Origin of the sequence: Thauera butanivorans (assembly GCF_048398245.1) — a bacterium.
Lineage (GTDB): Bacteria > Pseudomonadota > Gammaproteobacteria > Burkholderiales > Rhodocyclaceae > Thauera > Thauera butanivorans.
The window spans coordinates 74428-97966 of record NZ_CP183038.1 but is presented as its reverse complement, the minus strand read 5'-3'; the positions used below and the strand labels follow the sequence as shown (position 1 = coordinate 97966).

General features: G+C 62.2%; 24 protein-coding genes, 1 tRNA gene and 1 pseudogene. 17 read left to right on the top strand and 9 right to left on the bottom strand.

Features of this window, described 5'->3' with window-relative positions; genetic code table 11:
- Window positions 1–68: 68 nt before the first annotated feature.
- The 5 genes from fdxH to ACNQFN_RS00420 all read left to right on the top strand — a co-directional run bounded on the left by fdxH (window position 69) and on the right by ACNQFN_RS00420 (window position 5760).
- Window positions 69–956 (top strand): formate dehydrogenase subunit beta, encoded by an 888-nt coding sequence (gene fdxH / locus ACNQFN_RS00440; protein ID WP_068637215.1) that lies wholly within the window; start codon window positions 69–71, stop codon window positions 954–956.
- Window positions 953–1576, top strand: a complete 624-nt coding sequence (locus ACNQFN_RS00435) for a formate dehydrogenase subunit gamma (RefSeq protein WP_418647676.1) — start codon at window positions 953–955, stop codon at window positions 1574–1576. Before fdxH ends, ACNQFN_RS00435 begins: the two co-directional genes overlap by 4 nt.
- 77 nt (window positions 1577–1653) lie before the next feature.
- Window positions 1654–2601 (top strand): formate dehydrogenase accessory protein FdhE, encoded by a 948-nt coding sequence (gene fdhE / locus ACNQFN_RS00430; RefSeq protein WP_068637217.1) that lies wholly within the window; start codon window positions 1654–1656, stop codon window positions 2599–2601.
- A gap of 139 nt (window positions 2602–2740) precedes the next feature.
- On the top strand, window positions 2741–4153 hold the full coding sequence (selA, locus tag ACNQFN_RS00425) for an L-seryl-tRNA(Sec) selenium transferase (protein WP_418647675.1): 1413 nt from the start codon (window positions 2741–2743) through the stop codon (window positions 4151–4153).
- A 236-nt stretch (window positions 4154–4389) separates the two neighbouring features.
- The gene (locus ACNQFN_RS00420; RefSeq protein WP_418647674.1) at window positions 4390–5760 is read left to right on the top strand and encodes an FAD-dependent oxidoreductase; all 1371 of its coding nucleotides are present in this window, start codon (window positions 4390–4392) and stop codon (window positions 5758–5760) included.
- A 74-nt stretch (window positions 5761–5834) separates the two neighbouring features.
- On the opposite strand, the gene ACNQFN_RS00415 is transcribed toward ACNQFN_RS00420, so the two are convergent.
- A complete protein-coding gene (locus ACNQFN_RS00415; RefSeq protein WP_418647673.1) occupies window positions 5835–6236 on the bottom strand; it encodes a type II toxin-antitoxin system VapC family toxin in 402 nt (133 codons plus the stop codon).
- On the bottom strand, window positions 6236–6460 hold the full coding sequence (locus ACNQFN_RS00410) for an AbrB/MazE/SpoVT family DNA-binding domain-containing protein (protein WP_068637221.1): 225 nt from the start codon (window positions 6458–6460) through the stop codon (window positions 6236–6238). Before ACNQFN_RS00410 ends, ACNQFN_RS00415 begins: the two co-directional genes overlap by 1 nt.
- 237 nt (window positions 6461–6697) lie before the next feature.
- Between ACNQFN_RS00410 and ACNQFN_RS00405 the strand changes: the two genes are divergently transcribed.
- Window positions 6698–7066, top strand: coding sequence for a hypothetical protein (locus ACNQFN_RS00405; protein ID WP_418647672.1), 369 nt, complete (start codon window positions 6698–6700; stop codon window positions 7064–7066).
- A gap of 154 nt (window positions 7067–7220) precedes the next feature.
- Entirely contained in the window at window positions 7221–7748 is a 528-nt protein-coding gene (locus ACNQFN_RS00400; RefSeq protein ID WP_418647671.1) for a DUF4124 domain-containing protein, read from the top strand.
- Window positions 7749–7794: 46 nt separating this feature from the next.
- On the opposite strand, the gene ACNQFN_RS00395 is transcribed toward ACNQFN_RS00400, so the two are convergent.
- From ACNQFN_RS00395 to ACNQFN_RS00380, 4 genes are all read right to left on the bottom strand, one after another.
- A complete protein-coding gene (locus ACNQFN_RS00395) occupies window positions 7795–7935 on the bottom strand; it encodes a hypothetical protein (protein WP_418647670.1) in 141 nt (46 codons plus the stop codon).
- Window positions 7936–8610: 675 nt separating this feature from the next.
- Window positions 8611–8808, bottom strand: a complete 198-nt coding sequence (locus ACNQFN_RS00390; RefSeq protein ID WP_418647669.1) for a hypothetical protein — start codon at window positions 8806–8808, stop codon at window positions 8611–8613.
- A gap of 45 nt (window positions 8809–8853) precedes the next feature.
- Complete coding sequence (locus ACNQFN_RS00385) at window positions 8854–9795, bottom strand: hypothetical protein (protein WP_418647668.1); 942 nt, start codon at window positions 9793–9795, stop codon at window positions 8854–8856.
- Window positions 9796–9884: 89 nt separating this feature from the next.
- A complete protein-coding gene (locus tag ACNQFN_RS00380) occupies window positions 9885–11327 on the bottom strand; it encodes a P-loop ATPase, Sll1717 family (RefSeq protein WP_418647667.1) in 1443 nt (480 codons plus the stop codon).
- Window positions 11328–11829: 502 nt separating this feature from the next.
- Here ACNQFN_RS00380 and ACNQFN_RS00375 point away from each other — a divergent pair.
- The 3 genes and pseudogenes from ACNQFN_RS00375 to ACNQFN_RS00365 form a co-directional block, all read left to right on the top strand.
- Window positions 11830–12051, top strand: coding sequence for a FitA-like ribbon-helix-helix domain-containing protein (locus ACNQFN_RS00375; protein ID WP_418647666.1), 222 nt, complete (start codon window positions 11830–11832; stop codon window positions 12049–12051).
- 141 nt (window positions 12052–12192) lie between these two features.
- Window positions 12193–13341 carry a Fic family protein gene (locus ACNQFN_RS00370; RefSeq protein ID WP_418647665.1) on the top strand — a complete coding sequence of 383 codons (1149 nt, stop codon included), beginning with the start codon at window positions 12193–12195 and terminating at the stop codon, window positions 13339–13341.
- A gap of 147 nt (window positions 13342–13488) precedes the next feature.
- Window positions 13489–14329 (top strand): annotated as a pseudogene (locus tag ACNQFN_RS00365) (OsmC family protein); the annotation flags it as partial.
- 82 nt (window positions 14330–14411) lie between these two features.
- Here ACNQFN_RS00365 and tnpA read toward each other — a convergent pair.
- The gene (gene tnpA / locus ACNQFN_RS00360; protein WP_418648951.1) at window positions 14412–14828 is read right to left on the bottom strand and encodes an IS200/IS605 family transposase; all 417 of its coding nucleotides are present in this window, start codon (window positions 14826–14828) and stop codon (window positions 14412–14414) included.
- A gap of 296 nt (window positions 14829–15124) precedes the next feature.
- Between tnpA and selB the strand changes: the two genes are divergently transcribed.
- From selB to ACNQFN_RS00340, 4 genes are all read left to right on the top strand, one after another.
- A complete protein-coding gene (gene selB, locus ACNQFN_RS00355) occupies window positions 15125–17083 on the top strand; it encodes a selenocysteine-specific translation elongation factor (RefSeq protein ID WP_418647664.1) in 1959 nt (652 codons plus the stop codon).
- 23 nt (window positions 17084–17106) lie between these two features.
- Window positions 17107–17203 (top strand) — tRNA-Sec (locus ACNQFN_RS00350).
- A gap of 33 nt (window positions 17204–17236) precedes the next feature.
- On the top strand, window positions 17237–17719 hold the full coding sequence (locus ACNQFN_RS00345) for a glycine cleavage system protein H (protein WP_418647663.1): 483 nt from the start codon (window positions 17237–17239) through the stop codon (window positions 17717–17719).
- The gene (locus tag ACNQFN_RS00340; RefSeq protein ID WP_068637225.1) at window positions 17716–18099 is read left to right on the top strand and encodes a DsrE family protein; all 384 of its coding nucleotides are present in this window, start codon (window positions 17716–17718) and stop codon (window positions 18097–18099) included. The genes ACNQFN_RS00345 and ACNQFN_RS00340 overlap by 4 nt, the downstream gene beginning before the upstream one ends.
- Window positions 18100–18113: 14 nt before the next feature.
- Here ACNQFN_RS00340 and ACNQFN_RS00335 read toward each other — a convergent pair whose 3' ends face one another.
- Window positions 18114–19007, bottom strand: a complete 894-nt coding sequence (locus ACNQFN_RS00335; protein WP_418647662.1) for a LysR substrate-binding domain-containing protein — start codon at window positions 19005–19007, stop codon at window positions 18114–18116.
- 105 nt (window positions 19008–19112) lie between these two features.
- Between ACNQFN_RS00335 and ACNQFN_RS00330 the strand changes: the two genes are divergently transcribed.
- Window positions 19113–20111 (top strand): YeiH family protein, encoded by a 999-nt coding sequence (locus ACNQFN_RS00330; protein ID WP_068637227.1) that lies wholly within the window; start codon window positions 19113–19115, stop codon window positions 20109–20111.
- A gap of 146 nt (window positions 20112–20257) precedes the next feature.
- On the opposite strand, the gene ACNQFN_RS00325 is transcribed toward ACNQFN_RS00330, so the two are convergent.
- Complete coding sequence (locus ACNQFN_RS00325; RefSeq protein WP_418647661.1) at window positions 20258–20512, bottom strand: hypothetical protein; 255 nt, start codon at window positions 20510–20512, stop codon at window positions 20258–20260.
- Between the two features lie 210 nt (window positions 20513–20722).
- Between ACNQFN_RS00325 and ACNQFN_RS00320 the strand changes: the two genes are divergently transcribed.
- Both ACNQFN_RS00320 and ACNQFN_RS00315 read left to right on the top strand, forming a co-directional pair.
- Window positions 20723–21502, top strand: coding sequence for a GntR family transcriptional regulator (locus ACNQFN_RS00320; RefSeq protein WP_088178882.1), 780 nt, complete (start codon window positions 20723–20725; stop codon window positions 21500–21502).
- Window positions 21503–21796: 294 nt separating this feature from the next.
- Window positions 21797–23527: a fumarate reductase/succinate dehydrogenase flavoprotein subunit gene (locus tag ACNQFN_RS00315; RefSeq protein WP_418647660.1), complete on the top strand. Its 1731-nt coding sequence runs from the start codon at window positions 21797–21799 to the stop codon at window positions 23525–23527.
- Window positions 23528–23539 lie beyond the last annotated feature (12 nt).

Sequence of the window (23539 nt, the reverse complement as noted above, 5' to 3'; positions counted from 1 at the left end):
ACTCACTGTGTTCGTTGCCCCCCGAGGGGGCTACGCCTCCTTCGGGACGGCCCGTCAGGAGGCGTGACATGGCACTGCAATCGCTCGACATCGCGCGGCGCTCGGCGACCACCACCGAGACGCCCAAGGTGCGCGAAACCACCGAAGTCGCCAAGCTCATCGACGTGTCCGCCTGCATCGGCTGCAAGGCCTGCCAGGCGGCATGCATGGAGTGGAACGACATCCGCCCGGAAGTGGGCAACAACGTCGGCATCTACGACAACCCGCAGGATCTCGACGACAAGACGTGGACGCTGATGCGCTTCACCGAAGTCGAGGAGAACGGCAGGCTCGAATGGCTCATCCGCAAGGACGGCTGCATGCACTGCGCCGACCCCGGCTGCCTGAAGGCCTGTCCCTCGCCGGGCGCCATCATCCAGTACTCCAACGGCATCGTCGATTTCCACCAGGAGAACTGCATCGGCTGCGGCTACTGCATCACCGGCTGTCCGTTCGACATCCCGCGGCTGTCGAAGACGGACAACAAGGCCTACAAGTGCTCGCTGTGCTCCGACCGCGTCGCGGTCGGCCAGGCACCGGCCTGTGCCAAGGCCTGTCCGACCGGCGCGATCAGGTTCGGCGCCAAGGAGGACATGGTGCATTACGCCGAGGCGCGCATCGACGACCTCAAGGATCGCGGCTACCAGAACGCCGGCCTCTACGATCCGCAAGGCGTCGGCGGCACCCACGTCATGTACGTGCTGCACCATGCGGACAAGCCGACGCTGTACGCCGACCTGCCGGAGAACCCGCAGATCAGCCCGGCGGTGGCGCTGTGGAAGGGCGTCGCCAAGCCGCTCGCCCTGCTCGCGCTGGGCGCCACGGCCATCGGCAGCCTGTTCCATTACGTCATGAAGGGTCCGAACGAGGTCTCCAAGGAGCTCGAAGCGGAAATGGAAAAGGAGGACGCAAAATGATCCGCAATCCGCGTGACCTGCGGCGTTACAACGCCTCCGAGCGCGCCAACCACTGGATCGTGGGCATCTGCTTCATCCTGCTCGCGCTGTCCGGCCTGGCCTTCTTCCACCCCGCGCTGTTCCCACTGGTCAACCTGTTCGGCGGCGGCACCTGGGCACGCATCCTGCACCCCTGGATCGGCGTGGTGATGGCGGTGTTCTTCGTCATCATGTTCTTCCGCTTCGCCAGCCTCAACCTGATGGGCGGGAAGGACTGGGACTGGCTGTCCAAGGTCGGCAAGATGGTGGACGGCAACGACCACGACATGCCCGAGCAAGGCAAGTACAACGGCGGCCAGAAGCTGCTGTTCTGGCTGCTGACGCTATGCATGGTGCTGATCACGGTCTCGGGCGTGGTGATGTGGCGCAGCCAGTTCGACTTCCCGGTCGGGCTGGTGCGCGCCGCGGTGGTGGTGCATGCCGCCGCCGCCGCGTTCATGATCGGCCTGATCTTCGTGCACGTGTATGCCGCGATCTGGACGCGCGGCACCATCCGCGCCATGCTCTACGGCACCGTGACCCGTGCCTGGGCCAAGCAGCACCACCGTGGCTGGTACCGCCAGATGACGGGCAAGGACTGAACGGCCCTGTCCCCGACCCACGGCGGGCGGCGTCCGGTTTGACCGGGCCCCGCCCGCCGCGCCTTGTGAGGAAGCACATGAACCTGCCCCAAACCGCCACTGGCGCCAATCTGCAGCAGGGGCTCGAAGCGCCCGCGGTGCTGCAGCCCGTGGCGGCAAGCCTGTTCGCCGACCGCGCCGCGCGCTTCGAACGCCTGGCCGACGGCCACGCTTCGGGCGACTGGCTGGCCTTTCTCGCCCGCCTGAGCCGCATCCAGCATGAGCTGCTGCAAAGCCACCCGGCCGTGCCCCTGCCATCCGAGGCCGAACGCATACGGGCGCGCGAGCACGGCATGCCGGTGCTGCCAGCCAACGGCTGGCGGCGCGACCGGGTCTGGCGCCAGCATCTCGCCGCCCTGGCCGACGGCCTGCTGCCGCATGCGCCCGACGTACTGCGCCCGGTACTGGCCGGCCTGCCGGCGATCGGCGAGGCCGAACTCGAACGCCTGGCCGACGGCGTGCTGCGCACCGAATACGACCCGGCGCACAGCGCCCGCCTGCCCTTCATCGCCGCCGCGCTGCAGGTGTACTGGGCCTGGATGGCCGCGCAGCCCGCGCTGGCCGGCCTGGCCCGGCTCGACGTGCCCGGCGTCTGCCCCTGCTGCGGCAGCCTGCCGGTGGCCAGCGTGATCCAGGCCGGGCAATACGCCGGCGCACGCTACCTGCACTGTTCGCTGTGCAGCACCGAATGGAACCTGGTGCGCGCCAACTGCAGCAGTTGCGGCGAAACCGACAAGGTGTCGTACCGCGTGCTCGAAGCCGAGGGCGGCACCACCCGCGACACCGTGCGCGCCGAAGTCTGCGACGACTGCCACAGCTACCTGAAGCAGGTGCTGCGCGACAAGGACGCGAGCGCCGACCCGGTGGCGGACGACCTCGCCACGCTGGCACTGGACATCCTGGTCGATGAAGCCGGCTACTTGCGCAGCGGGCCGAATCCACTTTTCATTCCGGGCGGCGTCACCGAATCCCGGGCGGACGGCTGAGCACGGCAACGATGTTCGGGGCCGGCAATGCCGGCCCATCACCCGACAGAAGCACCGGCCACCGGTGCGACCCAAGAAACCCGGAATCGACTACGCTTCAATCTTCGATAGACCTCGTTGCCCGGTTCGGGCCCAGGCCATGACGACATCCCCACTCGCCTCCCTTCCCGCGGTCGACCGCCTGCTCGCCGAGCCCTCGATCACCGCTGAAATTTCCGCCCACGGCCGCCAGTTCGTCACCGAAGCCATCCGCAGCGAACTTGCCGCGGTGCGCGGGGCGGCCAGGAACGGCAGCACACCAGCAGCTCTGCCGGCACTCCCTGCGCTGATCGACGCAATCCGCCAGCGCATCGCCCGCGACAGCCAGCCCCGGCTGCGCCGGGTATTCAACCTCACCGGCACCGTGCTGCACACCAACCTGGGCCGCGCAACCCTGCCCGAGGGAGCCATCGCGGCGATGGTCGAGGCCGCCCGCCACCCCTGCGCGCTGGAATACGACATCGACTCCGGCGGCCGCGGCGACCGCGACGACCTCGTGTCCGACCTGCTCGCCGAGCTGACCGGCGGCGAGGCCGCCACCGTGGTCAACAACAACGCCGCGGCGGTATTCCTGCTGCTGAACACGCTGGCCCAGCGCAAGGAAGTCGTCGTCTCGCGCGGCGAACTGGTCGAGATCGGCGGCGCCTTCCGCATACCCGACATCATGAAGCGGGCCGGCGCGCGGCTGGTCGAGATCGGCTGCACCAACCGCAGCCACGCGCGCGATTACGAGGACGCCATCGGCCCGCGCACCGCGCTGCTGATGAAGGTGCACACCAGCAATTACGCGATCGAGGGCTTCACCAAGTCGGTGACGCAGGCCGAAATCGCCGCCATCGCCCATGCCCGCGGCCTGCCCTTCGTCGAGGACCTGGGTTCGGGCACGCTGACCGGCCTCGAAGCCTGGGGGCTGCCGCACGAGCCGACGCCGCGCGAAGCCATCGCCGCCGGCGCCGACCTCGTCAGCTTCTCCGGCGACAAGCTGCTCGGCGGCCCGCAGGCCGGCATCCTGGTCGGCCGCAAGGAGCTGATCGCGAAGCTCAAGAAGAACCCGCTCAAGCGCGCGCTGCGCGTGGGCAAGATCACGCTCGCCGGGCTGGAAGCGGTGCTGCGCCTGTACCGCGACCCCGAGCGCCTGCCCGAGCGGCTCGAAACCCTGCGCCTGCTGACCCGCAGCCAGGCCGACATCCTCGCCCAGGCCGAACGCCTGCGCCCGGCGCTGGCCGCCGCGCTGGCGGACTGGCCGCTGACGGTGAGCGCGGAGCCGATGCGCTCGCAGATCGGCTCCGGCAGCCTGCCGGTCGACCGCCTGCCGTCCGCCGGCCTGGTGTGCCGCCCGCACAGGAAGGGCGGCGTGCTGAACCGGCTGGAAAAAGCTTTGCGCGGGCTGCCGGTGCCGGTCATCGGCCACATCGCCGACCAGGCCTTGTGGCTGGACCTGCGCTGCCTGCGGCAGGCTGACGAAGCCGGCTTCGCGGCCCAGCTCCACGAACTCGCGGCCAGGCCGCGCTGAACCACGCAGCAAGCGCACTGAAGCAGCCGGCACGCGGATCGGCATCGCTTCGACGAATTCGCACGGACGGCAGCCATGCCGCCCGCGCGACCGGACACATGCAGGCCGATCTGAACATCGGCCGTCCGGTACGGCGACACGGGTCGCCACCCCAAGGCCGGGCCTTCGCGCCCGGCCGATCAAGCCCCGGCGGCATCCCGCACCGGAGCGGCTGAACCATCATCGGGAGAAACACCATGACTGATCGACACAATGCTTCACGCCGCCGCTTCCTGGCGGCGAGCGGCGGCATCGCCGCGCTGGCAGCGCCCGGCCTGGCCCAGGCAGTGCCGCGCGCAGGCACCGAACGCCCGCTGCCGCCGCTGGTCGGCCGCAGCAGCGAAACCCTGCTCCCGCGCGGCAAGGCGCGCCGGGTGGTCATCTGCGGTGGCGGCTGGGGCGGCATCACCGCCGCCCGATACCTGCGCCAGCAGGTACCGCACCTGGAAGTGGTGCTGCTGGAGCGCAACCAGAACTTCTTCTCCTGCCCGATGAGCAACAAGTGGCTGGTGGACGTCGTCGACACCCAGTACCTGACCAAGGACTACCTGAAGGTGTCCGAGGAACTCGGCTACCGCTTCATCCAGACCGAGATCCTCGAAATCGAGCGCGGCACCAAGCGCGTCGTCACTGCCGCGGGCGCGCTGGACTACGACTACCTGATCCTGTCGCCCGGCATCCGCTACAACTACGAAGCCTGGTTCGGCAACGACCGCCGCGCGGCCGAAGCCACCCGCGCGCGCTTCCCGGCGGCCTACATCCCCAGCGCCGAGCACTTCCACCTCAAGCAGGCCATCCACGACTTCAAGGGCGGCGACCTGGTGATGACCCTGCCGCCGCCGCCGCAGCGCTGCCCGCCCAGCCCCTACGAGCGCGCCTGCCTGATCGCCTCGCTGTTCAAGGCCAAGAAGCTCAATGCCCGGATCATCATCCTCGACCACAAGGACGACGTGCGCCCCATCGGCCCCGGCTTCAAGGCCGCCTTCCAGGAGCTGTACAAGGACATCGTCACCTACGTGCCGAACGCCCACGTCAAGGAAGTCGACCCGTTCAACAAGCGCATCAAGACCGCCGCCGGCGATTTCGACTTCGACCACGCCATCCTGATGGCTCCGCACCAGGCCGGCGATCTGGCCTGGAGAGCCGGCGTGGTCGGCCAGTCCTTCCAGGGCGGGCCGGACGGCTGGGCCGCGGTCGATCCGCTGTTCCTGCACGCCGAGGACGACAAGGACGTGTACGTGATCGGCGACGCCGTCGGCTACGTGTCGCCGCAGTTCTCCTTCTATCCCAAGGCCGGCCACGTCGCCAACCAGCACGCGCGCATCGTCGCCCACTACATCGCCGAGCGCGAGGCCGAGCGCGAACCGGGCTACCGCCTGCCCGACAACCTGTGTTTCATGATGGTCAGCACCCAGCCGCAGGAAGCCATCTCGGTGAAGTTCGACTACAAGGTCAATTCGATGGGCATCATCGAGCAGACCCAGATCGACTTCAACGAACGCAAGCCGGAGACCGTCGGCGAGGACTTCGAGTGGGCGCGGGGGATTTACGCGGACATGTTCGGCTGATCCGGACCCGGCAACACCGGCGAGGCCAGACTTCCTGAAGAAGTACGGCCTCGCCGGTTTCATTGTTCTCCCCATCAAGACAGACGGCGTACCCCGTCCAGCTTCGCGGCCCTCCTGTCGAAGCTCAGCAGCGGGCCACGCGCGGACTCGCTGACCAAAGCCAGATGCACGCAGTCGGCAAAATCCGGCGCCCCACCGGGGCGGTAATGCCACAGCGCGACCTCGACTGCGGATTCGTGCTGGAACTCAATTTCTTCCACTCCCAGCAAGGCATCCAGCGCAGCGAGCACGGACGCCTTGTCGAAGCCGTAGCAGGCGCGAAGCACCCATTCGAGTTCCAGCACGACCGTGACGGGCACGAACAATCGCGCTCTGTCCCGCGAATACTGGTCGAACATCGACGCCACGGTCTCGGCCTGTCCCGCGTCATCCACGACCAGCCAGCGCACCAGCACGCTGGTATCGAGTGCTGCCATCAGGGCTTGCCCGGATTCATGTCTTCGACGGCAACACTGACACCGGGCGCAGGCTTCAACATGCCCCTGAGCGCCTGAACGGACCTGGTCTTGGCCCTCAAGACCACCGTGCCATCAGGCATCAGCGTAAACGTGATGCGATCCTGTGCGCCGACGCCCAGGGAGCGCCGGATATCGGCGGGAATGGTGATCTGGCCTTTGCTGGTCAAAGTGGCTTCGGACATCCCGATCTCCTTACTTTTTAATCAATAGTAAGAATGGAGGATGTATCCGTCAACGACCGCCCACCCTCGGCGCCGGGCGCTTTCCAGTGTGGGAGGAGTCGGCCAGGTAATCTGGCCGCCCCTATCCCGATTGTGGAGCATGTCACGTGCGTTTGGCCGAGGTGGTGGTGTAATCGGAAACGGATTTTTTATACGGCAAATTTTAAGTGCGTAGCTGCGGTAACCTTGGGAGGGGAGATGGGTCGAGTTGCTCAAGGGGGTACAAAAAAGTGGTGCCCTACATGTCAATCAATTAATGTGTGTGCTGCAGTTAATCCATCATCGCTTGGTGAAGAGTCTGAGCAACGTTGGTATCAAAAAGATCATACAGATATTCAGTGGTTTAGACGCGCTCTGGTATGTTTGGAATGCGGGAGCTCGTGGCTGACTGCGGAATTGCCTGAAAGCTTTCTTGACGAACTGGTTGAGCTCCGTGATGCATTGAGAGAAATCAAGGAGAATGCCGAAATATATGTTAATGAGTCAGACAAAGCGTCGGAAACTCTAAAGAAGCTCTCTGCATCGCTATCGGTACTGCGTGCACTGAATGCATACAAAAAAGAATAATTGAACAGATGCGCTCTTCTGTATCGAAAGCTTGTTACTTTTCCATACTGATGGCCATAAGGTGGAAAGTTTTTATATTTTATAAAAAGAAAATTGTTGTAATAAAAATCTTTATTGAATTCATTTTAATTGAATGCGTTATTGATTGAATTTGATGAGAGTGTTATTGAATATGAATGCTGTAAAAATTTTCTTGGTTGTGATAACTTTTTTGCCTCTTCCTTCTGTAGCAATAAATAAGTGTGTTGATGATGGTGGAAAAGTGTTTTATACGGACCTTCCTTGCCCTGTAACCGCAAAATCAGCTAAACAACTAAACATAGTTGACAATGCGATTGTTGAAGGGGGTGCGCGGCGTGAGACGATTCAGCCTGAAGGCATAAGAGGGGCAGATAGAGAAAAAGCTGATCTAGCCGTTAAGGAAGATGGAGAGAGGCTGGGTGATGTTCGTTTGGAGGCTTGCAAAAAAGCACTGCAGGAACCAAAAAAAGAAGGGGATGTGACAGCCGCAATTAAAGTTTGTCGATCCCTTAAATATAGTCAACCCACTTCTCAAGAAACTACTCAAGCTCTTCGGGAGTTGAGGATTTATGCTTGTAACCAAGCAGTCCGTGATTTTGAGGGGGTGGGAGGGAAGCGTCGTGCAAGTGCTGTGTGCGAAGCATTGAATGATCTCTATTAACATTGTCATAATAGATAAGCCCAGCTCGAAGCCGGCCTGACCGATTTCAACCCTGCGCCAGAAGTCGCTCCACATCAGCGATCAGTCGCGTGACAGTTTGGCACAGCGCTTCGACTTGCACGGAGTCGACCTCCAGGAAGTCCTCGTATTCAGCCAGATTGCGCTGCTGGTGGGCGCTGTCGAGCACGCGCCATTGCACGGCTTGCCAGCCCAGCGTATGGCCGCATCGGTGATGCCGTCGCGGGAACCCGGACCTGCGCGGGGCGTGACCGATTAATTCAAGGGCGGCAGCACGAGCGCCGGCTAACGAATGGGTTCCCCGCGTGCGTCCTTCATCAGGGTCCTCAGCCATCGAAGTGCTGCAAGAGTGACCGTTTGTAGTCTGGCCAGTCCGCACCTTGTTGTTATTGCATTGTCTGCAGCTCATTCGGGGGAAAGTTGTTCAGCAAGGGAAACGTCGTCCACTCTGTGGGCCGGGGGAAGCTATTGCTTGACAGATGGGGAAGCCCTTGTAGTTTGAAATCACCGGACTGCGCGGCTTTTCGCACAGGTCCGGTGGATTGATGGGTTGGGCCTCGTGTCACTTTGGAACGAAGACACAAGAGACGATTGGCTGACTAGCGGCCTTGCACTCGACGCCCTTGTTCCAAAGCGGTTGAGCAAAGCTACCAACTACAAAGCCGAAGATCGTAGCTACGGGCAAGAAGAAACCGACGCGATCCGTCGGCCCAGGTGTGCGCTTAGACCACGCTGCCAGACGGCGAACCTGAAAGCCAACAAGATACATTACGGGGAACAATACTCCGAACGCCACCGACACGACTCCAAATGCAAAATGATCCATCACTTACCTTTCTTGTGATTAGGCCAGTTTGAGTTCTTCACGATAGAAGTTGTAAATCTCGCCGTCGAAAGATACGGATATCTTGAGGCGCTCTCCATCGGCTTTAACCTTCCATATTTCACCAAGCCGATTGTGCATGAACGATTCCGGCTTGTTGACGATGACATCTTCGCCGACGACTGCATGTTTTACTGGAAGTGAACGGTCGCTAGACATTGTGAGTAGAGGCCCAACGTTTGAAATCACCGGCGCTGCGCGGCTTCATCGCGCAGCGTCCGGTGGATTGATGGGTTGGGGCGCTACTTGGAGTCTGCACTCAGGTTGGCCATGCGCAAGATCAGCTATCTCCAATATCTTTACGTGGATGTACCGCAAGAACAAACAGACCTCCTGTATTTCGAGATTCTTCTGATTGGTAGTCAGTGATGCGGGTGTAGCGTGGAGGATCTTGCTGGCATACGAGTAAATGTAATCATGTTCATGCTCGATCCCGGCTAGTTTTGACATTCCGCGCCATTGCCAGCGCGGCCGTGCAAGGTCTCGAACATCGGTCTGGACGTGATTATCAAATTCAAGCAATTCATTTTTGAGTTCGTCTATTGCTGATTCAATCGAAGGTATAGCCTTCTTCTCTACAAGGTATGCTTGAAAGCCATACCCATTTGTCTTTGCGTCCTCAAGATAAAGGGAAAAGTGCCGACTCGCCATTGCGTCTATGCGACTCATGTTTTGACGCACCATGTCACCATACTCTACAACTGAAATGTCTTTCCGCTCTTGCAGTGAAACAGGGCGATCCAATTCTTCAAAACTCTTGAGCAAAGTAACCTCCTGGCGCATGTGAGCCAAGGTATCTTCGTAGTAGCGGAATTGTGTCTCCAATAGCTGTTTGTAATAGACGAGGCAGTAACGCGCATCTTTCTCGAAGAGCCTAAGCCATACGCTTAACTCAAAGACATAGCGAGCCACTGCTAACAAGCCAATTGTTTCGACGATCTGGAAGTTATTCTCGGACAACTGACGTAAGCGAACCAGTGCATTTCCATAGGCATTTCGACGCCAGTGATCTGAAGAATACTTGTCGCAAAACTGATCCTCGTCTGTGCCTATGTCTGTCCTGAACGGTCCCGACAACCGATCAAGAGAGACTGCAAGCCCCCTTATCGCTTCTATGTACTTCTCGGCTTGCTCAGCGTGTTTCATCCGGTGCGCCCCAACGTTCAGCGTAACCGGCGCCCGACGGAGAGCAGCGCAGTTGGGCGTCCGAGTTCACGCTGTTGTTAGACCTCGCTTCAATCTGCGGTCGCGCGAAGAGAATCAAAAACCTCACTGAGGTTATCTGGTTGCAGCGCCCAGCGATAGGCGGGATGAACCTCCCAGTCAAAACCAAAGTCGACGAATTTGTGGGAGAGATATCGGCTCTCCTCAAAAAATCGTCGCTGAATGAAATCCCCAACCTCCTTACGCGCCGTGATGAAGTTGATCTTGTACAAAAAGGCTGCCAAGTCCTTAAAGTCCGCTGTCCTACCGCCATGGAACTTGAATGCGCCGCTCTGTTGAATATTGCGAATCTTCGAGAACAAGCCCTCGGTCGTATAAACATACCCGGCCGCGGTCTTCTTCTCTTCGCGCGATGGCTTCATGCCTAGAAGAAGGCGCTCGATGTCAGGAAGCTCTGACCTATATTCATTGACCGTATCTTGAAGGCGACCCTGTGAGTACTCCTCGAAGACGTCATTGAAATTGTCCGTACCAATGATGTGCTTGTCGTTGGCGCGTGCATTCCGGGCGGCCAGCGTGCACAGTTTGACGATGTCCCTCGGACGCTTTCTGACCAAAGACATTAGCATCCGGTAGGCCGGAATATTCTTCCAGTTTCCTCTGCCGTGAAATACCTCCTCCATGACGGGAGACAAGAAGCGTGCTAGCTGAATCTGATTCATCGCAACAAGTTCGGGCGTCGTATGCTGGCGACCATGGTAGTGTTCGATCCGTTTGGCCAGCATTGCAAGGATTTCGTGGTTGGTCCACGCGTACCACAAGACCGACCCTTCGATCTTGTCGGTGGATTCGTCCGACGTTCGCACAAGGTAGTAGACGTCAGATCGTAGGCTTATTCGGAAACAGACCCCCTTGCATTCCGACGCCAGGTCGCGCACTGCGTTGAGAAGTGCAGAGAGCTTCTTAACGTCTTGAGGATTGCCCTGCCAGCCGCGATCAAGATCGTCCAGGTAGACAAATATCTTTCCGTTCTTCAAAAAGTCATCGACAACCGCGCGCTTAGCTCCAGATAGATTTGCATAGTTGTCAGCCTTGAAGGTTGACTGAAGAAAGTCAATAAACTTACCGCCGTACTCGTTGAGTTTGCCTCGCCAATCGTCGCGGAGCAGCCCAAACGAGATCAGTGCCTTTCTCGCAATGATTTCGGTGATGCCAGTTTTCCATTCGCGGATTAATTTCAAAAAATTTGTTTCTTCGTCGCCGATTCCGGCAATGTCATCTGGTTTTATCAATAATGATAGCCGACCTTCGGCGGCATCCTCGGCCATCGCCACATGGAATAGAGCAGATTTTCCGATGCCTTTGTGTCCCACCAAAACCCGTATGGGCAGTTCGTTTGCAACCTGCTCATAAATAGCGCCTTTAAGGTAATAGCTTTTCAAACGCTCTATATCTTCATCTTCCGCGGCTTCATGCCCAAACAGCGCGGCAATGTTTTCTTCGGTGAAATTCACTCTGGTCTCCCTTAGTACGGTAATGGCACGCTGAGGATGGTAGCTCGTGAGGTCTAACAGTTGTAGTAGACGGAACGGGCCGGCTGGTGAGTAGACGGAATCCACATATCGCCCCACCCAAAATATTTTATTAGCATCAATCCAGATTACTTCAATACCGTTGGTAACGACACTAAGCCAGCCCCATGACCTTGTCAAACCACACCGTCACGGCAGCCCGTTTCTGGCGTAAATACCGGATCATCCTCACCGAATCAGGCGTGAACGCATGGGCTGTGGCTGGTACGTGCGCCACGCCGAAGCCTATGTCGAGGCTGCTCGCGGTCGGCAGATCGCCACTCATACGGCGGCCATCGTGGAGCCTTGGCTGGAAGAGTGCGCATTCCGACGAACGCGACCGCCTACCCAACTTCCGTAAAGCCGCACGGGTCTGAAACCTGTCAGCGATGCACATCCGGTGCTGGCATGTTGACAGCATTCATTTCCCATGAGGGCGACCGCCATGCCGACACTCACGATGCGTCAGCTCGATGACGATGTTTACCAGGGGCTGAAAGCCCAGGCCGAGTCCAGCGGTCAATCCATGGAAGCCGAGCTGCGCGACATTCTCGCCGCAGCGGTACGGAGCCGCTCATGGTGGGCCAAATGGGTGGAAGCCACAGAGCCGCTGCGCGGAGATGCACTGCCCATCCCGACGGTGAACCCTTGGGAAACGACCGCTTGACCGGAGCAAGACCGCGCTTGTCCGCACGCTGGCCATCCTGCAGGAGCCCAGCGAAACCGGAACATTGAAGCCGGCTTTACTGCTTGCCAATCATTTTAAAGTGGACTTTAATTTATGAACATCCATGAAAGCCTGCTTTCAATGACTCGCAACACAGGTACCTACCTCACCACCACCACGCTGGGCGAGTCGGTGCGCGCTTTCGTGCCGCGCCCTTTGCCTCCGGCCAAACCGCCACTGGCGGCGGCATCTTTCGCCGCGCTCAACCAGCAGGCGGAACTGGCCTTGGCCCGGCTGTCGGGCGTGTCCGGTCTGGTGCCGTCAGTGGATTGGCTGCTTTACAGCGCGGTGCGCAAAGAGGCGCTGCTCAGCTCCCAGATCGAAGGTACCCAAGCCACGCTGGCCGATCTGTTCGACGACGAGGCGGGCCTCAAAATCGGTAATGCCGAAGACGTGGCCGAGGTCAGCAACTATCTGCAGGCATTCCGTTTCGTGCAGGGACAGTTGCGCGCCCCCAAGGGCCTGCCGATCAGCGTCCGTCTGCTGTGCGATGCTCACCGGCTGCTGCTCGATGGTGTCCGCGGCGCGGGCAAGCAGCCGGGCGAATTGCGCCGCTCGCAGAACTGGATCGGCGGCACGCGGCCGGGCAATGCAGCATTCGTACCGCCACCGCCAGAGCGTGTGCCCGAATTGCTGGCCGATCTGGAACGCTTCATCCATGCGGAGGCAGGCAACCTGCCGCCGCTGGTGAAGATCGCGCTGGCGCACGCACAGTTCGAGACCATCCACCCGTTTCTCGACGGCAACGGACGCATCGGCCGTCTGCTGATCGCTGCGTTGCTGGAACATTGGAATCTGCTGGCCGAGCCACTGATGTATCTGAGCGGCTACTTGAAGCAGCATCAGGCGGAGTATTACCGCCGCTTGTCCAGCATCCGCACCGATGGCAACTGGGAAGCCTGGGTGTCCTTCTTTCTGGAAGGCATGGCGGCCGCAGCGGCCCAGGCCGAACGCAGCATCATCGCCATCACCAGCCTGATCACAGCCGACCGCAAGAAGCTGCTGCAATCGCCCAAGGCCGGCCCGGCCAGCTATCGCCTGTTCGAACTGCTGCCGATGATGCCGCGCTTCACGGTGGAACTGGCGCGGCAACGCCTGGAGACCACTTTTCCGACGGCGAATGCCGCCGTGCGGACGCTGGAAGCCCTGGGCATCGTGACCGAGCTGACGGGTCAGAAGAAAAACCGCAGCTACAGCTATCAGGCCTATGTCGAACTGTTGGCGCGCTGAACCATGAGCGAAACCCCCAGGCGCTGCGTGCCGTAGCCCGTCAAGACGAGCACCGTACCCTTGAGCTGCTGAAAAGCACGATTTTCTCACCGGGAAAACCGGATAATGGCAGCGAGTTCGTCTTGGACGCTATTTTGGGATTCCCACATGGAAATTAAGGTCAACTTTCTCGACAAGCTTCGTCTTGAGGCCAAGTTCGATGACTTCACGGTGATCGCCGACCAGCCTATCCGCTACAAGGGCGATGGCTCGGCGCCGGGGCCGTTCGATTACTTTCTGGCCTCATCGGCCCTGTGTGCGGCTTACTTTGTAAAGTTGTACTGCGACACCCGCAATATTCCTACCGATAACATCCGCCTGTCGCAGAACAACATTGTCGATCCCGAAAACCGCTACAAGCAGATTTTCAAGATCCAGATCGAGTTGCCGGAGGATATCTCCGCCAAAGACCGGCAGGGCATTTTGCGCTCCATCGAGCGTTGCACGGTGAAAAAGGTGGTGCAAACCGGGTCCGAGTTTGTGATCGAGGAGGTGGAGAATCTGGATTCCGATGCTCAGGCCTTGCTGACGCTGAATTCGGACTCCGAAGCAAGCACCTATATTGCGGGCAAGGACCTGCCGCTGGAGCAAACCATCGCCAATATGTCGGGGGTCTTGGCGGACCTGGGCATCAAGATTGAAATCGCATCGTGGCGCAATCTTGTTCCCAATGTGTGGTCGCTGCATATCCGCGATGCGCACTCGCCGATGTGTTTTACCAATGGCAAGGGAGCGACCAAGGAAGGCGCACTGGCGTCGGCGTTGGGCGAATTCATTGAGCGAATGAATTTCAATCATTTCTACAACGACCAGTTCTGGGGAAGAGATTGCCAACGCTGCGTTCGTGCATTACCCGAACGAGCGCTGGTTCAAGCCTGGCCCCAAAGATGCGCTGCCGGTTGAAATACTCGATGAATACTGCCTGCAGATTTACAATTCCGATGGCGAGTCAAATACCACCGGCAAAGCCGGTGGCTTGGATGGTGAGCGCCTCAAAGGCGCCCATGAAACCGTGAGCCGCCCTTGGCGGCTTACCCTATTTCCAGCTTCATCTGGTCGTAGCGCTCGTCCTCATCTTCCTGGTTGCGGATGTACGCCCGAACGATGTTCTCGTCCAATCCGACCGTCGAGACGAAGTAGCCCCTCGCCCAGAAATGCTCGCCGGTGAAATTCTTCTGTCGCCCGCCGAACTTGCGCGCGATCTGAATCGCGCTCTTCCCCTTCAGGTAGCCCACCACATTCGACACTGCGTACTTCGGAGGAATGCTCAGGCACATGTGAACGTGACCGCCCATCAGATGTCCTTCGACAATCTTGGACTCCTTGTGCGAAGCCAGTTCGTGAAACAGTTCCCCCAAGTGACGACGCAACATCCCGAACACCCGCTTCTTGCGCCTCTTCGGTATGAACACCACATGGTACTTGCAGTCCCATCTCGTGTGACTCAGGCTCTGCTACTCTTTCATCGTGAATCTCCTTCTCTTGGCAGAGATCAGAAATTCACGCCGACCGTCGTAAAGGTCAAACCTTGGTGAGTCCCCCGGCACAGCCGGGGGCTTACCTCTATGAGTTAGGGGAACGCTGATTAAATCCGTTCGCCCTGAGCCTGTCGAAAGGCATTGCTTGAACAATCAAGGGCTTCGACAAGCCTGTCCTGAGCACGGTCGAAGGGCTCAGCCCGAACGGTCATGAATTATTCAGCGTTTCCCTAAACTCCCCACCACCTCATTTCGGAAACTCCGCCATGCTCATCGGCACCGCCGGCCACATCGACCACGGCAAGACCACGCTCGTCCGCGCGCTGACCGGCGTGGACACCGACCGCCTGCCGGAGGAGAAGCAGCGCGGCATCACCATCGAACTGGGCTATGCCTATGCGCCGCTGGCGGGCGATGGCGAGGGGCGGACGCTGGCTTTCATCGACGTGCCGGGGCACGAGAAGTTCGTGCCGACGATGCTGGCGGGCGCCAGCGGCATCGACTTCGCGCTGCTGGTGGTGGCGGCCGACGACGGCGTGATGCCGCAGACGCGCGAGCATCTCGCCATCGTCCATCTGCTCGGCATCGGCCGTGGGGCGGTGGCAGTCACCAAGTGCGACCGCGTGCCGCCGGAACGCATCGAGGCGGTGCGGGACGAAGTAGCGGCGCTGCTGGCGCCGACCCGGCTGGCGGCAGCGCCGGTGTTCGCGCTGTCGGCGCAGAGCGGGGAGGGCGTGGCGGCGCTGCGCGCCCATCTCGACGCGATCGCCGCGGAGGAGGGCGCGCGCAGCGTGCAGGGTGGCCTGCGCCTGGTGGTGGACCGCCGCTTTGCCATTGCCGGTGCAGGCGCGGTGGTGACCGGCACCGTGCATGCCGGCCGGCTGCGAGTGGGTGACACCGTGTTGCTGGCGCGGCCGGGCGGCGAGGTCCGCGAACTGCGGGTGCGCGGGCTGCACGTCAACAACCGCAAGGCCGACGTCGGCGGTCCGGGCAGCCGCTGCGCGGTGAACCTGGCCGGCATCGAATACCGCGACATCGAGCGCGGCGACTGGCTGCTGTCGCCCGGCCCGGTGCGCACCACCGATCGCCTCGACCTGCGCCTGCATCTGTTGCCGGAGCTGCGGCGCAAGCTGGGGCAATGGGCAGGCGTGACGCTCCACCATGCCGGCGGCCACGCGATGGCGCGGCTGGTGCTGCTCGATGGCGCGCTGGAGGCGGGCGGCCTGACCGGAGGCAGCAGCGGCCTGGTACAGGCGGTGCTCGACCGGCCGCTGTTCGCCTGTTGCGGCGACCGCATCGTGATCCGCGACGCCGCCGGCCGCGAGACGCTGGGCGGCGGCGCCGTGCTCGACCCCTTCCCGCCCGCGCGACACCGCCGCCGGCCGGAACGCCTGGCCCTGCTGGCAGCGCTCGAACATCGTGATGTCGACGTCCGCCTGCGCGCGCTGGTCGACGCCGCCGCCCTCGGTGCCGATGCCGACGAACTGGCCGCGGCCCACAACCTGCACGGCACCGATGCGCCGTCCTGGCAGCAGCGCCTGCCCGAGGTGCAGGTGGTCGCGGCCAAGGGCGGCACCCGGCTGTTCTCGCCCGCGGCCTGGGATGCGCTGGCCGAGCGCATCCTCGCCCGCCTGGCAGCGCACCATGAAGCTTTTGCCGACGAACCGGGCGTGGAGCGCGAACGCCTGCGCCGGATGTGCGCGCCGCAACTGCCGCCGGCCGTCTTCCTCGCCCGCCTCGAAAGCCTGCTGGCCGACGAGCGCCTGCGCCGCGCCGGCTCGGCCTGGCACCTGCCGACGCATACCGCCGAACTTTCACCCGCCGAACGGCTGCGCGCCGACGCAATCCTGCTGCGCCTGGCCGACGGCGCCTTCGATCCGCCCTGGGTGCGCGATCTCGCCGCGAGCTGCAACATGGAAGAGGCCGAAGTCCGCCGCCTGCTGCGCCGCGTGGCGATGCGCGGCGAAGTGTTCCAGATCGTCCGCGACCTGTTCTACCCACGCGCGACCGTCACGCAGATGGTCGGCATCGTCCGCGAACTGGCCGCCGGCAACGACGGCCGCATCCGCGCCGCCGGCTTCCGCGACCGCATCGGCGGCGGCCGCAAGCGCGCCATCCAGATCCTCGAGTTCTTCGACCGCGTCGGCTTCACCCGCCGCGTCGGCGAAGGCAGCCAGCGCGCCCACATCCTGCGCGGCGAGCCGCCTGTCACCGAGGACACCTAGCGGGCTACAATCCCCGCTCCGATGGAAGAGAGGCGTTCCCCGGTGGGGCGACTGGTCTTCAAAACCAGGTGGGGCCGTCAGCCGGTCCCAGGTGGGTTCGACTCCCATTCTCTTCCGCCATACCTCTTCTGCCATCCTTCTCGACGACGCGCCATGGCTGAACTTCGCGGCTGCCGCTTTCCGGAAGACCTCCGCTACGACCCGGCGAACCACCTGTGGTTTGCCGCCGAGGCGGACGATGTCTGGCGCGTCGGCGTGACGCCTTTCGGCGTCGCCATCGCCGGCGAGATTCTGCTGTTCACGCCCAAGCCGGCCAGACGCACGCTGACCGCCGGGCGCGCCTTCGGCCTGCTCGAAGCAGGCAAGACCGTGTTCCCGGTGAAAACGCCGGTCGACGCCACGCTGGTCGAAGGCAACGACGCCCTGTCGCACTCCGCCGCGCTGATGAACACCGATGCCTACGCCGCCTGGCTGGTGCGGCTACGCATCGCGCCGGCAGATGCGACCAGCCACTTGCTGAGCTGGGAAGAAGCCCGTGTCGGCATCACTGCGCAGATGGACCTGTGGCGCTTCGACGACCTGCAGGGCTTTCAGGCGCCCTTGCTGGGCGAAGGCGCGAAGGGCCTGCACGGATGAGCGCACACCTTGCCATCCTCGTCTGGGCCGCCGACCCGGACAGCCCGCAGCTGTGCGCCACGCCTTTCCATTTCGCCGCCGCCGCCGCGGCGATGGACGCCGAAGTCGAGATGTATTTCACCGCCCGCTCGGTCCGCCTGCTGCTGCCTGGCGTTGCCGAAACGCTATATCCGGGCGGGCAGGGCAGCGGCCTGCCGCCGCTGTCCCACTTCCTGCACGAAGCCGTCCGCTACGGCACCCGCCTGTACGCCTGCCCCGCCGCGATGCAGGCGCACGGCGTGGCACCGGAAGGCCTGCGCACCGAAGTCTGCGGCCAGGCCGGCGCCGCCGCCTTCATCGGTCGCACGCTCGACCCGGCATGGCGGACGCTGACGTTCTGAATGGCTGATCCCGGTCACCCCTCGGCCGACTCCGGTGTCGCCAGCAGTGCCTCGAAAGCCAGCGCCGCAGGGCTGACCGGGCGGTGCGGCAGGCGCAGGCGGTAGAGCAGGCGCTCGATCGGGCCGCTGACGGGGACGTGGCGGCGGACGCGGCCGAGCGCAAGTGCGTCGCGCGCACAGATTCTCGGCACCACGCCGAAGCCGATGCCGGCAGCCACCGCCTGCACGATGGCTTCGTTGCTGCCCACCTCGATGATCTCCCCGGCTTCCACTCCCATCCGGCGCAGCAGCGCCTCGGTGGCGTCGCGGCTGCCAGAGCCTCGCTCCCGCATGATCCATGTCGCCTGCAGTCCGCAAAGCCCGGCCTCATCGCCAACAGCCGCCAGCGGCGCCTCGCGCGGTGAGATCACGATCATCTCCTCGCTGCGCCACAGGCGCACCTCTACCCGCGCATCGTCGATCCGGCCCTCGACCAGGGCCACATCCACCTGGCAATCGAGCAGGCGGGCGGCGATCTGGCGGGTGTTGGCAGCCACGACCTGCAGCCTGACGCCCGGATGGCACTCATGGAAGCGGCGCAGGAAAGACGGTAGCCAGTAGGTGGCGATCGTGGTGCTCGCGCCGATACGCAGGCGGCCGCGGCCGAGGCCGTTGAATGCGCGCAGCGCTTCGTCAGCTTCGCGCTCCAGCGCGAACAGGCTACGGCCGTATTCCAGCAGGACCTGACCGGCTTCGGTGGGCTCGAAGAAGCGCCCACGGCGCTCCAGCAGGACGACATCGAGCTGGGATTCGAGTTCACGCACCGATTTCGACGCCGCCGGCTGGCTGATGCCGAGCTTTTCGGCCGCGCGCGAAAAGCTGTTCTCTTCGGCCACATGGACGAAGACCTTGAGCAGATGGAGGTTCATGCATAACCCTGAAGAATTCAAAGTTAACTTTCATTCTCTACAAGAATTCTAGGCTCCGCTCTATCGTTATGCCCAGCAAAACTAAACATAGAGCCGGAAACGATAATGACCGCCATCCTGCGCCCGGAAGCCCGTACCGGCCTTCTGACCAGCTTTGCGCTCGCCGCCGCTGCCGCCGGGTTGGCTACGCTTCCCACGCTGGCCAGCCATGGGCTGGGATGGCTGCCGCTGGCGATCGTGCTCGGCATGGCAGTCGGCAACCTGTGGCCGGGCCTGGTGCAGTCCGGCGGCAGCGGCCTGGGCCTGGCGCGCGGCGTGATCATGCGTGCCGGCATCGTGCTATACGGCCTCAAGCTGAGTTTTGCCGACCTGTCCTCGGTGGGCTGGCAAGGGCTGGCGCTGGCCTGCGTCATTGTCGCCTCGACGCTGTTGCTGGCGCGCCTGCTGGGCCGCCGCCTGGGACTGGAGCCGGGTCTTGCCCTGCTGATCGGCGCCGGTAGCGCAATCTGCGGCGCGGCGGCTGTCGCCGCGGCTGACGGCGTGCTGGGCGCGCGTGCGCGGCAGGTGGCATCGGCTGTGGCCACCGTAGTGATCTGCGGCACGCTGGCGATGTACCTGATGCCGCTGCTGATGCCGCTGACCGGCCTGTCCGGCGCCGATTCCGGCCTGTGGATCGGACTCACCGTCCATGAACTCGGGCATGTCGTCGCTGCTGCGGCGATGGTCGGCCCCGACGCGGCCAGCACCGCGCTGGTCGAGAAGATGCTGCGCGTGATGCTGTTGGCTCCCGCCGTACTGTGGATCGCGCTGCAGGGCAACCAACGGCAGGAAGGCATCGGCGCACGCGTCGAGGTGCCGGTTTTCCTGTGGCTTTTCCTCGCCGTGCTGCTGCTCAACCTCAGCGGGGTCGTACCCGAATCCCTGCGCGAGCTTGGCGCCCTGGTCGCCGATATGTTGCTGGCAACCGGACTGGCGGCACTCGGCATGCTCACCCGTATCGCCGACATCAGGGCGACAGGGGCGAGAGTCTGGGTGCTGGCCCTGCTGCTGTGGTCCTACCTGCTGGTAGCCGGCTTCGGACTGGTGAAGTGGTTGTCGCACTGAGCGTCGGCGCCGCGACGGGCAGCAGCAAGTCATCCGCCCCACGGCACATTGATGCCGCACGTTGCTAACCGGGGTGCCAAGGCCTGACGCCACAATTCCCGCGTCAAAGGCTTGACATGAGCCTTGGCGGGCGCGCGCCAGCTTCATCATCTTCTTTGCGCTGCTTTATCCAGCGTCGTGTGCATTTCTGCTGCTGTCAGGATTGATATCGGATTCGATCCTTCTCTTCGGCGCGGTGCTGCTTCCCCTATTCCATATTGGCGGCTCGTTTGGCGTGAAGCTGTACCGGAACATCGAACGACGCCTGCTCCACCACCTGGTTCTGTTCGCGAGGGCAATGGCAGAACTGTCTGCCGCACTCGATTCCGCATCATTTCCTCAGCACTGATCTGTTTTTTCATATTCGTTTCCACGATTGTCTTGAACTGATGTGGTGCGTGTCGCACCGCAGTAGTGCGCACCATTCGTGCGGTGCAGCGATGCATACTCGGCAAAAAATAAAAACATCTTTCAAATCAATAGTTTATATTTTATTGTGCAACGCAGAAAACTGGCATTGCAATTGCTAGATATAACCTGTCATGACAAGTTGAGCGATTCAGGTGATCGATATGCCACAAATCGGAAACATGCAGCCCAGTCAGAACCGTCAGCAGGCCAAGGACAGCGTGATGCCGCTTTCTCCGGTTCCGCTCCATACCCAGATCCGGGAAACGCTGAGGCACTACATTCTCGATGGGCGATGGCCGCCGCATACGCAGATTCCGTCCGAAAGCCAGATGATGAGTTCGTTTGGCGTGAGCCGGATAACGATTCGCCAGGCATTGGGCGATCTGCAAAAGGAAGGATTGATCTTCAAGATCATAGGCAAGGGCAGCTTCGTCGCAAAACCCAAGGTTTTTCAAAGCCTTTCCCGCCTGCAGGGCTTCGGTGAAGCGATGTCGCCAGCGGGTTACGAGACCTGTTCCAAGCTGTTGAGCGCCCGCGAAACCGAAGCCAGCCCTGCCGTTGCCCAGCGCTTTTCGCTCAAGCCGGGAAGCCGCGTTTTCGAAATACAGCGCCTGCGCTATCTGAACAGGGAGCCCATTTCGGTGGACGTCAGCTATTTCCTGCTGGATATCGGACGTCGCCTCGTCCAGGAAGACCTGGTCACGCGCGACATATTCATGATTCTCGAAAACGATTACGGGCTCGATCTCACCCATGCCGATCTCCAGATCGAGGCCATCTGCGCCGACGAGTTTCTGGCCCGCCAGCTCGGCATCGCCGAAGGCGCGCCATTACTGAGGATGGAGCGCATGACGCATGCCGGCGACACACCCGTCGATTTCGAATTTCTCTATTACCGTGGCGATGCCTTCCAGTATCGCCTGCGCATAGACCGCAGTTGAGGCCGAATGCCGTGGGCGCCCGACTTACTCCCGGCAATGGAATCGATTGCAATTCATATTGGTTCGGAAGCGAACCGGGCCGGCGTAAGGTGCACGCCCCGACGGGCGGCCGCAGGCGCAGGACGACGGGCGGCCGCAGGCGCAGGACAACAGAATGAACATCGCCGACAGCACGAGGATGTGATGCCGGCACAAAGCGCGGGAACCGATGCCGGGCAGCAGGACCGTGCCCACCACGGGAACCCGTCTCATCAACACCGCAAGACGTACTTCCTACCCAAGGAGCAAGCAACAATGAAACGCATCGACATGGAATTCGACCTGGTGGTGATCGGTGGCGGCACCGGCGGCCCGATGGCAGCCGTGAAGGCGAAGGAGAAGAATCCCAAGCTGAAGGTCCTGCTGATCGACAAGGCCCACGTCAAGCGCAGCGGCGCCATTTCGATGGGCATGGACGGCCTCAACAATGCCGTCATCCCCGGCCACGCCACGCCCGAGCAATACGTCAAGGAAATCACCATCGCCAACGACGGCATCGTGGACCAGGCAGCGGTGATGGCCTATGCCGCCAACAGCTTCGACATGATCCAGGAGCTGGACCGCTGGGGCGTGAAATTCGAGAAGGACGAAACCGGCGACTACGCGGTGCGCAAGGTGCACCACCTCGGCAGTTACGTGCTGCCGATGCCGGAAGGCCATCACATGAAGAAGATCCTCTACCGCCAGTTGAAGCGCGCGCGGGTGGAGATCACCAACCGCGTCGTCGTCACCCGCCTGCTGACCGGCGCCAACGGCGAGGTCACCGGCGTGATGGGCTTCGACTGCCGCACCGCCGACTTCTACGTCATCCGCTGCAAGGCCGCGGTCATCACCACCGGGGCGGCCGGGCGCATCGGCCTGCCGGCCTCGGGCTACCTGATGGGCACCTACGAGAACCCCACCAACTCCGGCGACGGCCACGCCATGGCCTATCACGCCGGCGCGGCGCTGGCCAACCTCGAATGCTTTCAGATCAACCCGCTGATCAAGGACTACAACGGCCCGGCCTGCGCCTACGTCACCGGCCCGTTCGGCGGCTATACCGCCAACGCCAGGGGCGAGCGCTTCATCGAGTGCGACTACTGGAGCGGCCAGATGATGCTGGAGTTCCATCGCGAGCTGCAGAGCGGCAACGGCCCGGTGTTCCTGAAGCTCGACCACCTCGCCGAAGAGACCATCAGCGAGATCGAGCACATCCTGCACTCCAACGAGCGCCCCAGCCGCGGCCGCTTCCATGACAAGCGCGGCAACGACTACCGCAAGCAGATGATCGAGATGCACATCTCCGAGATCGGCTTCTGCAGCGGCCACAGCGCTTCCGGCATCTGGACCAACGCCCGCGGCGAAACTTCGGTGCCCGGCCTGTACGCCGCCGGCGACTGTGCCAGCGTGCCGCACAACTACATGCTCGGCGCCTTCGTCTATGGCCGCATCTGCGGCCACAACGCCGCCGAATATTGCGGCGCGGTCGCGGACAGGGCGATCGACGAGGGCGCAGTGGCGGCCGAGCAGGCGCGCGTGTCGGCGCCGCTGCAGCGCAGCGAAGGGCCGACGCCGTTCCAGATCGAGTACAAGACCCGCCGCCTGGTGAACGACTACCTGCAGCCGCCGAAGATCACGCGCAAGTACGAGATCGGCCTGCGCCGCTTCGACGAGGTGCGCGAGGACGCCCAGGCCATGCTGGCGACCAACCCGCACGAGCTGATGCGCGCGATGGAAGCGATGTCGATCATCGACTGCGCGGAGATGGCTGCGCGTTCGTCGATGTTCCGCGCAGAAAGCCGCTGGGGCCTGTACCACTACTGCGTCGACCACCCCGAGCGGGACGACGCCAACTGGTTCTGCCACACCCTGCTCAGCAAGGGTGCCGACGGCAGCATGACGATGGCCAAGAAAGCGGTCGAGCCCTACATCGTGCCGATCGACGACGAAGAGCGCGACGCCTACCAGCGCCTGCGCGTCGAACGCAAGGCCGAAGCCGCCTGACCCGCCGCCCCT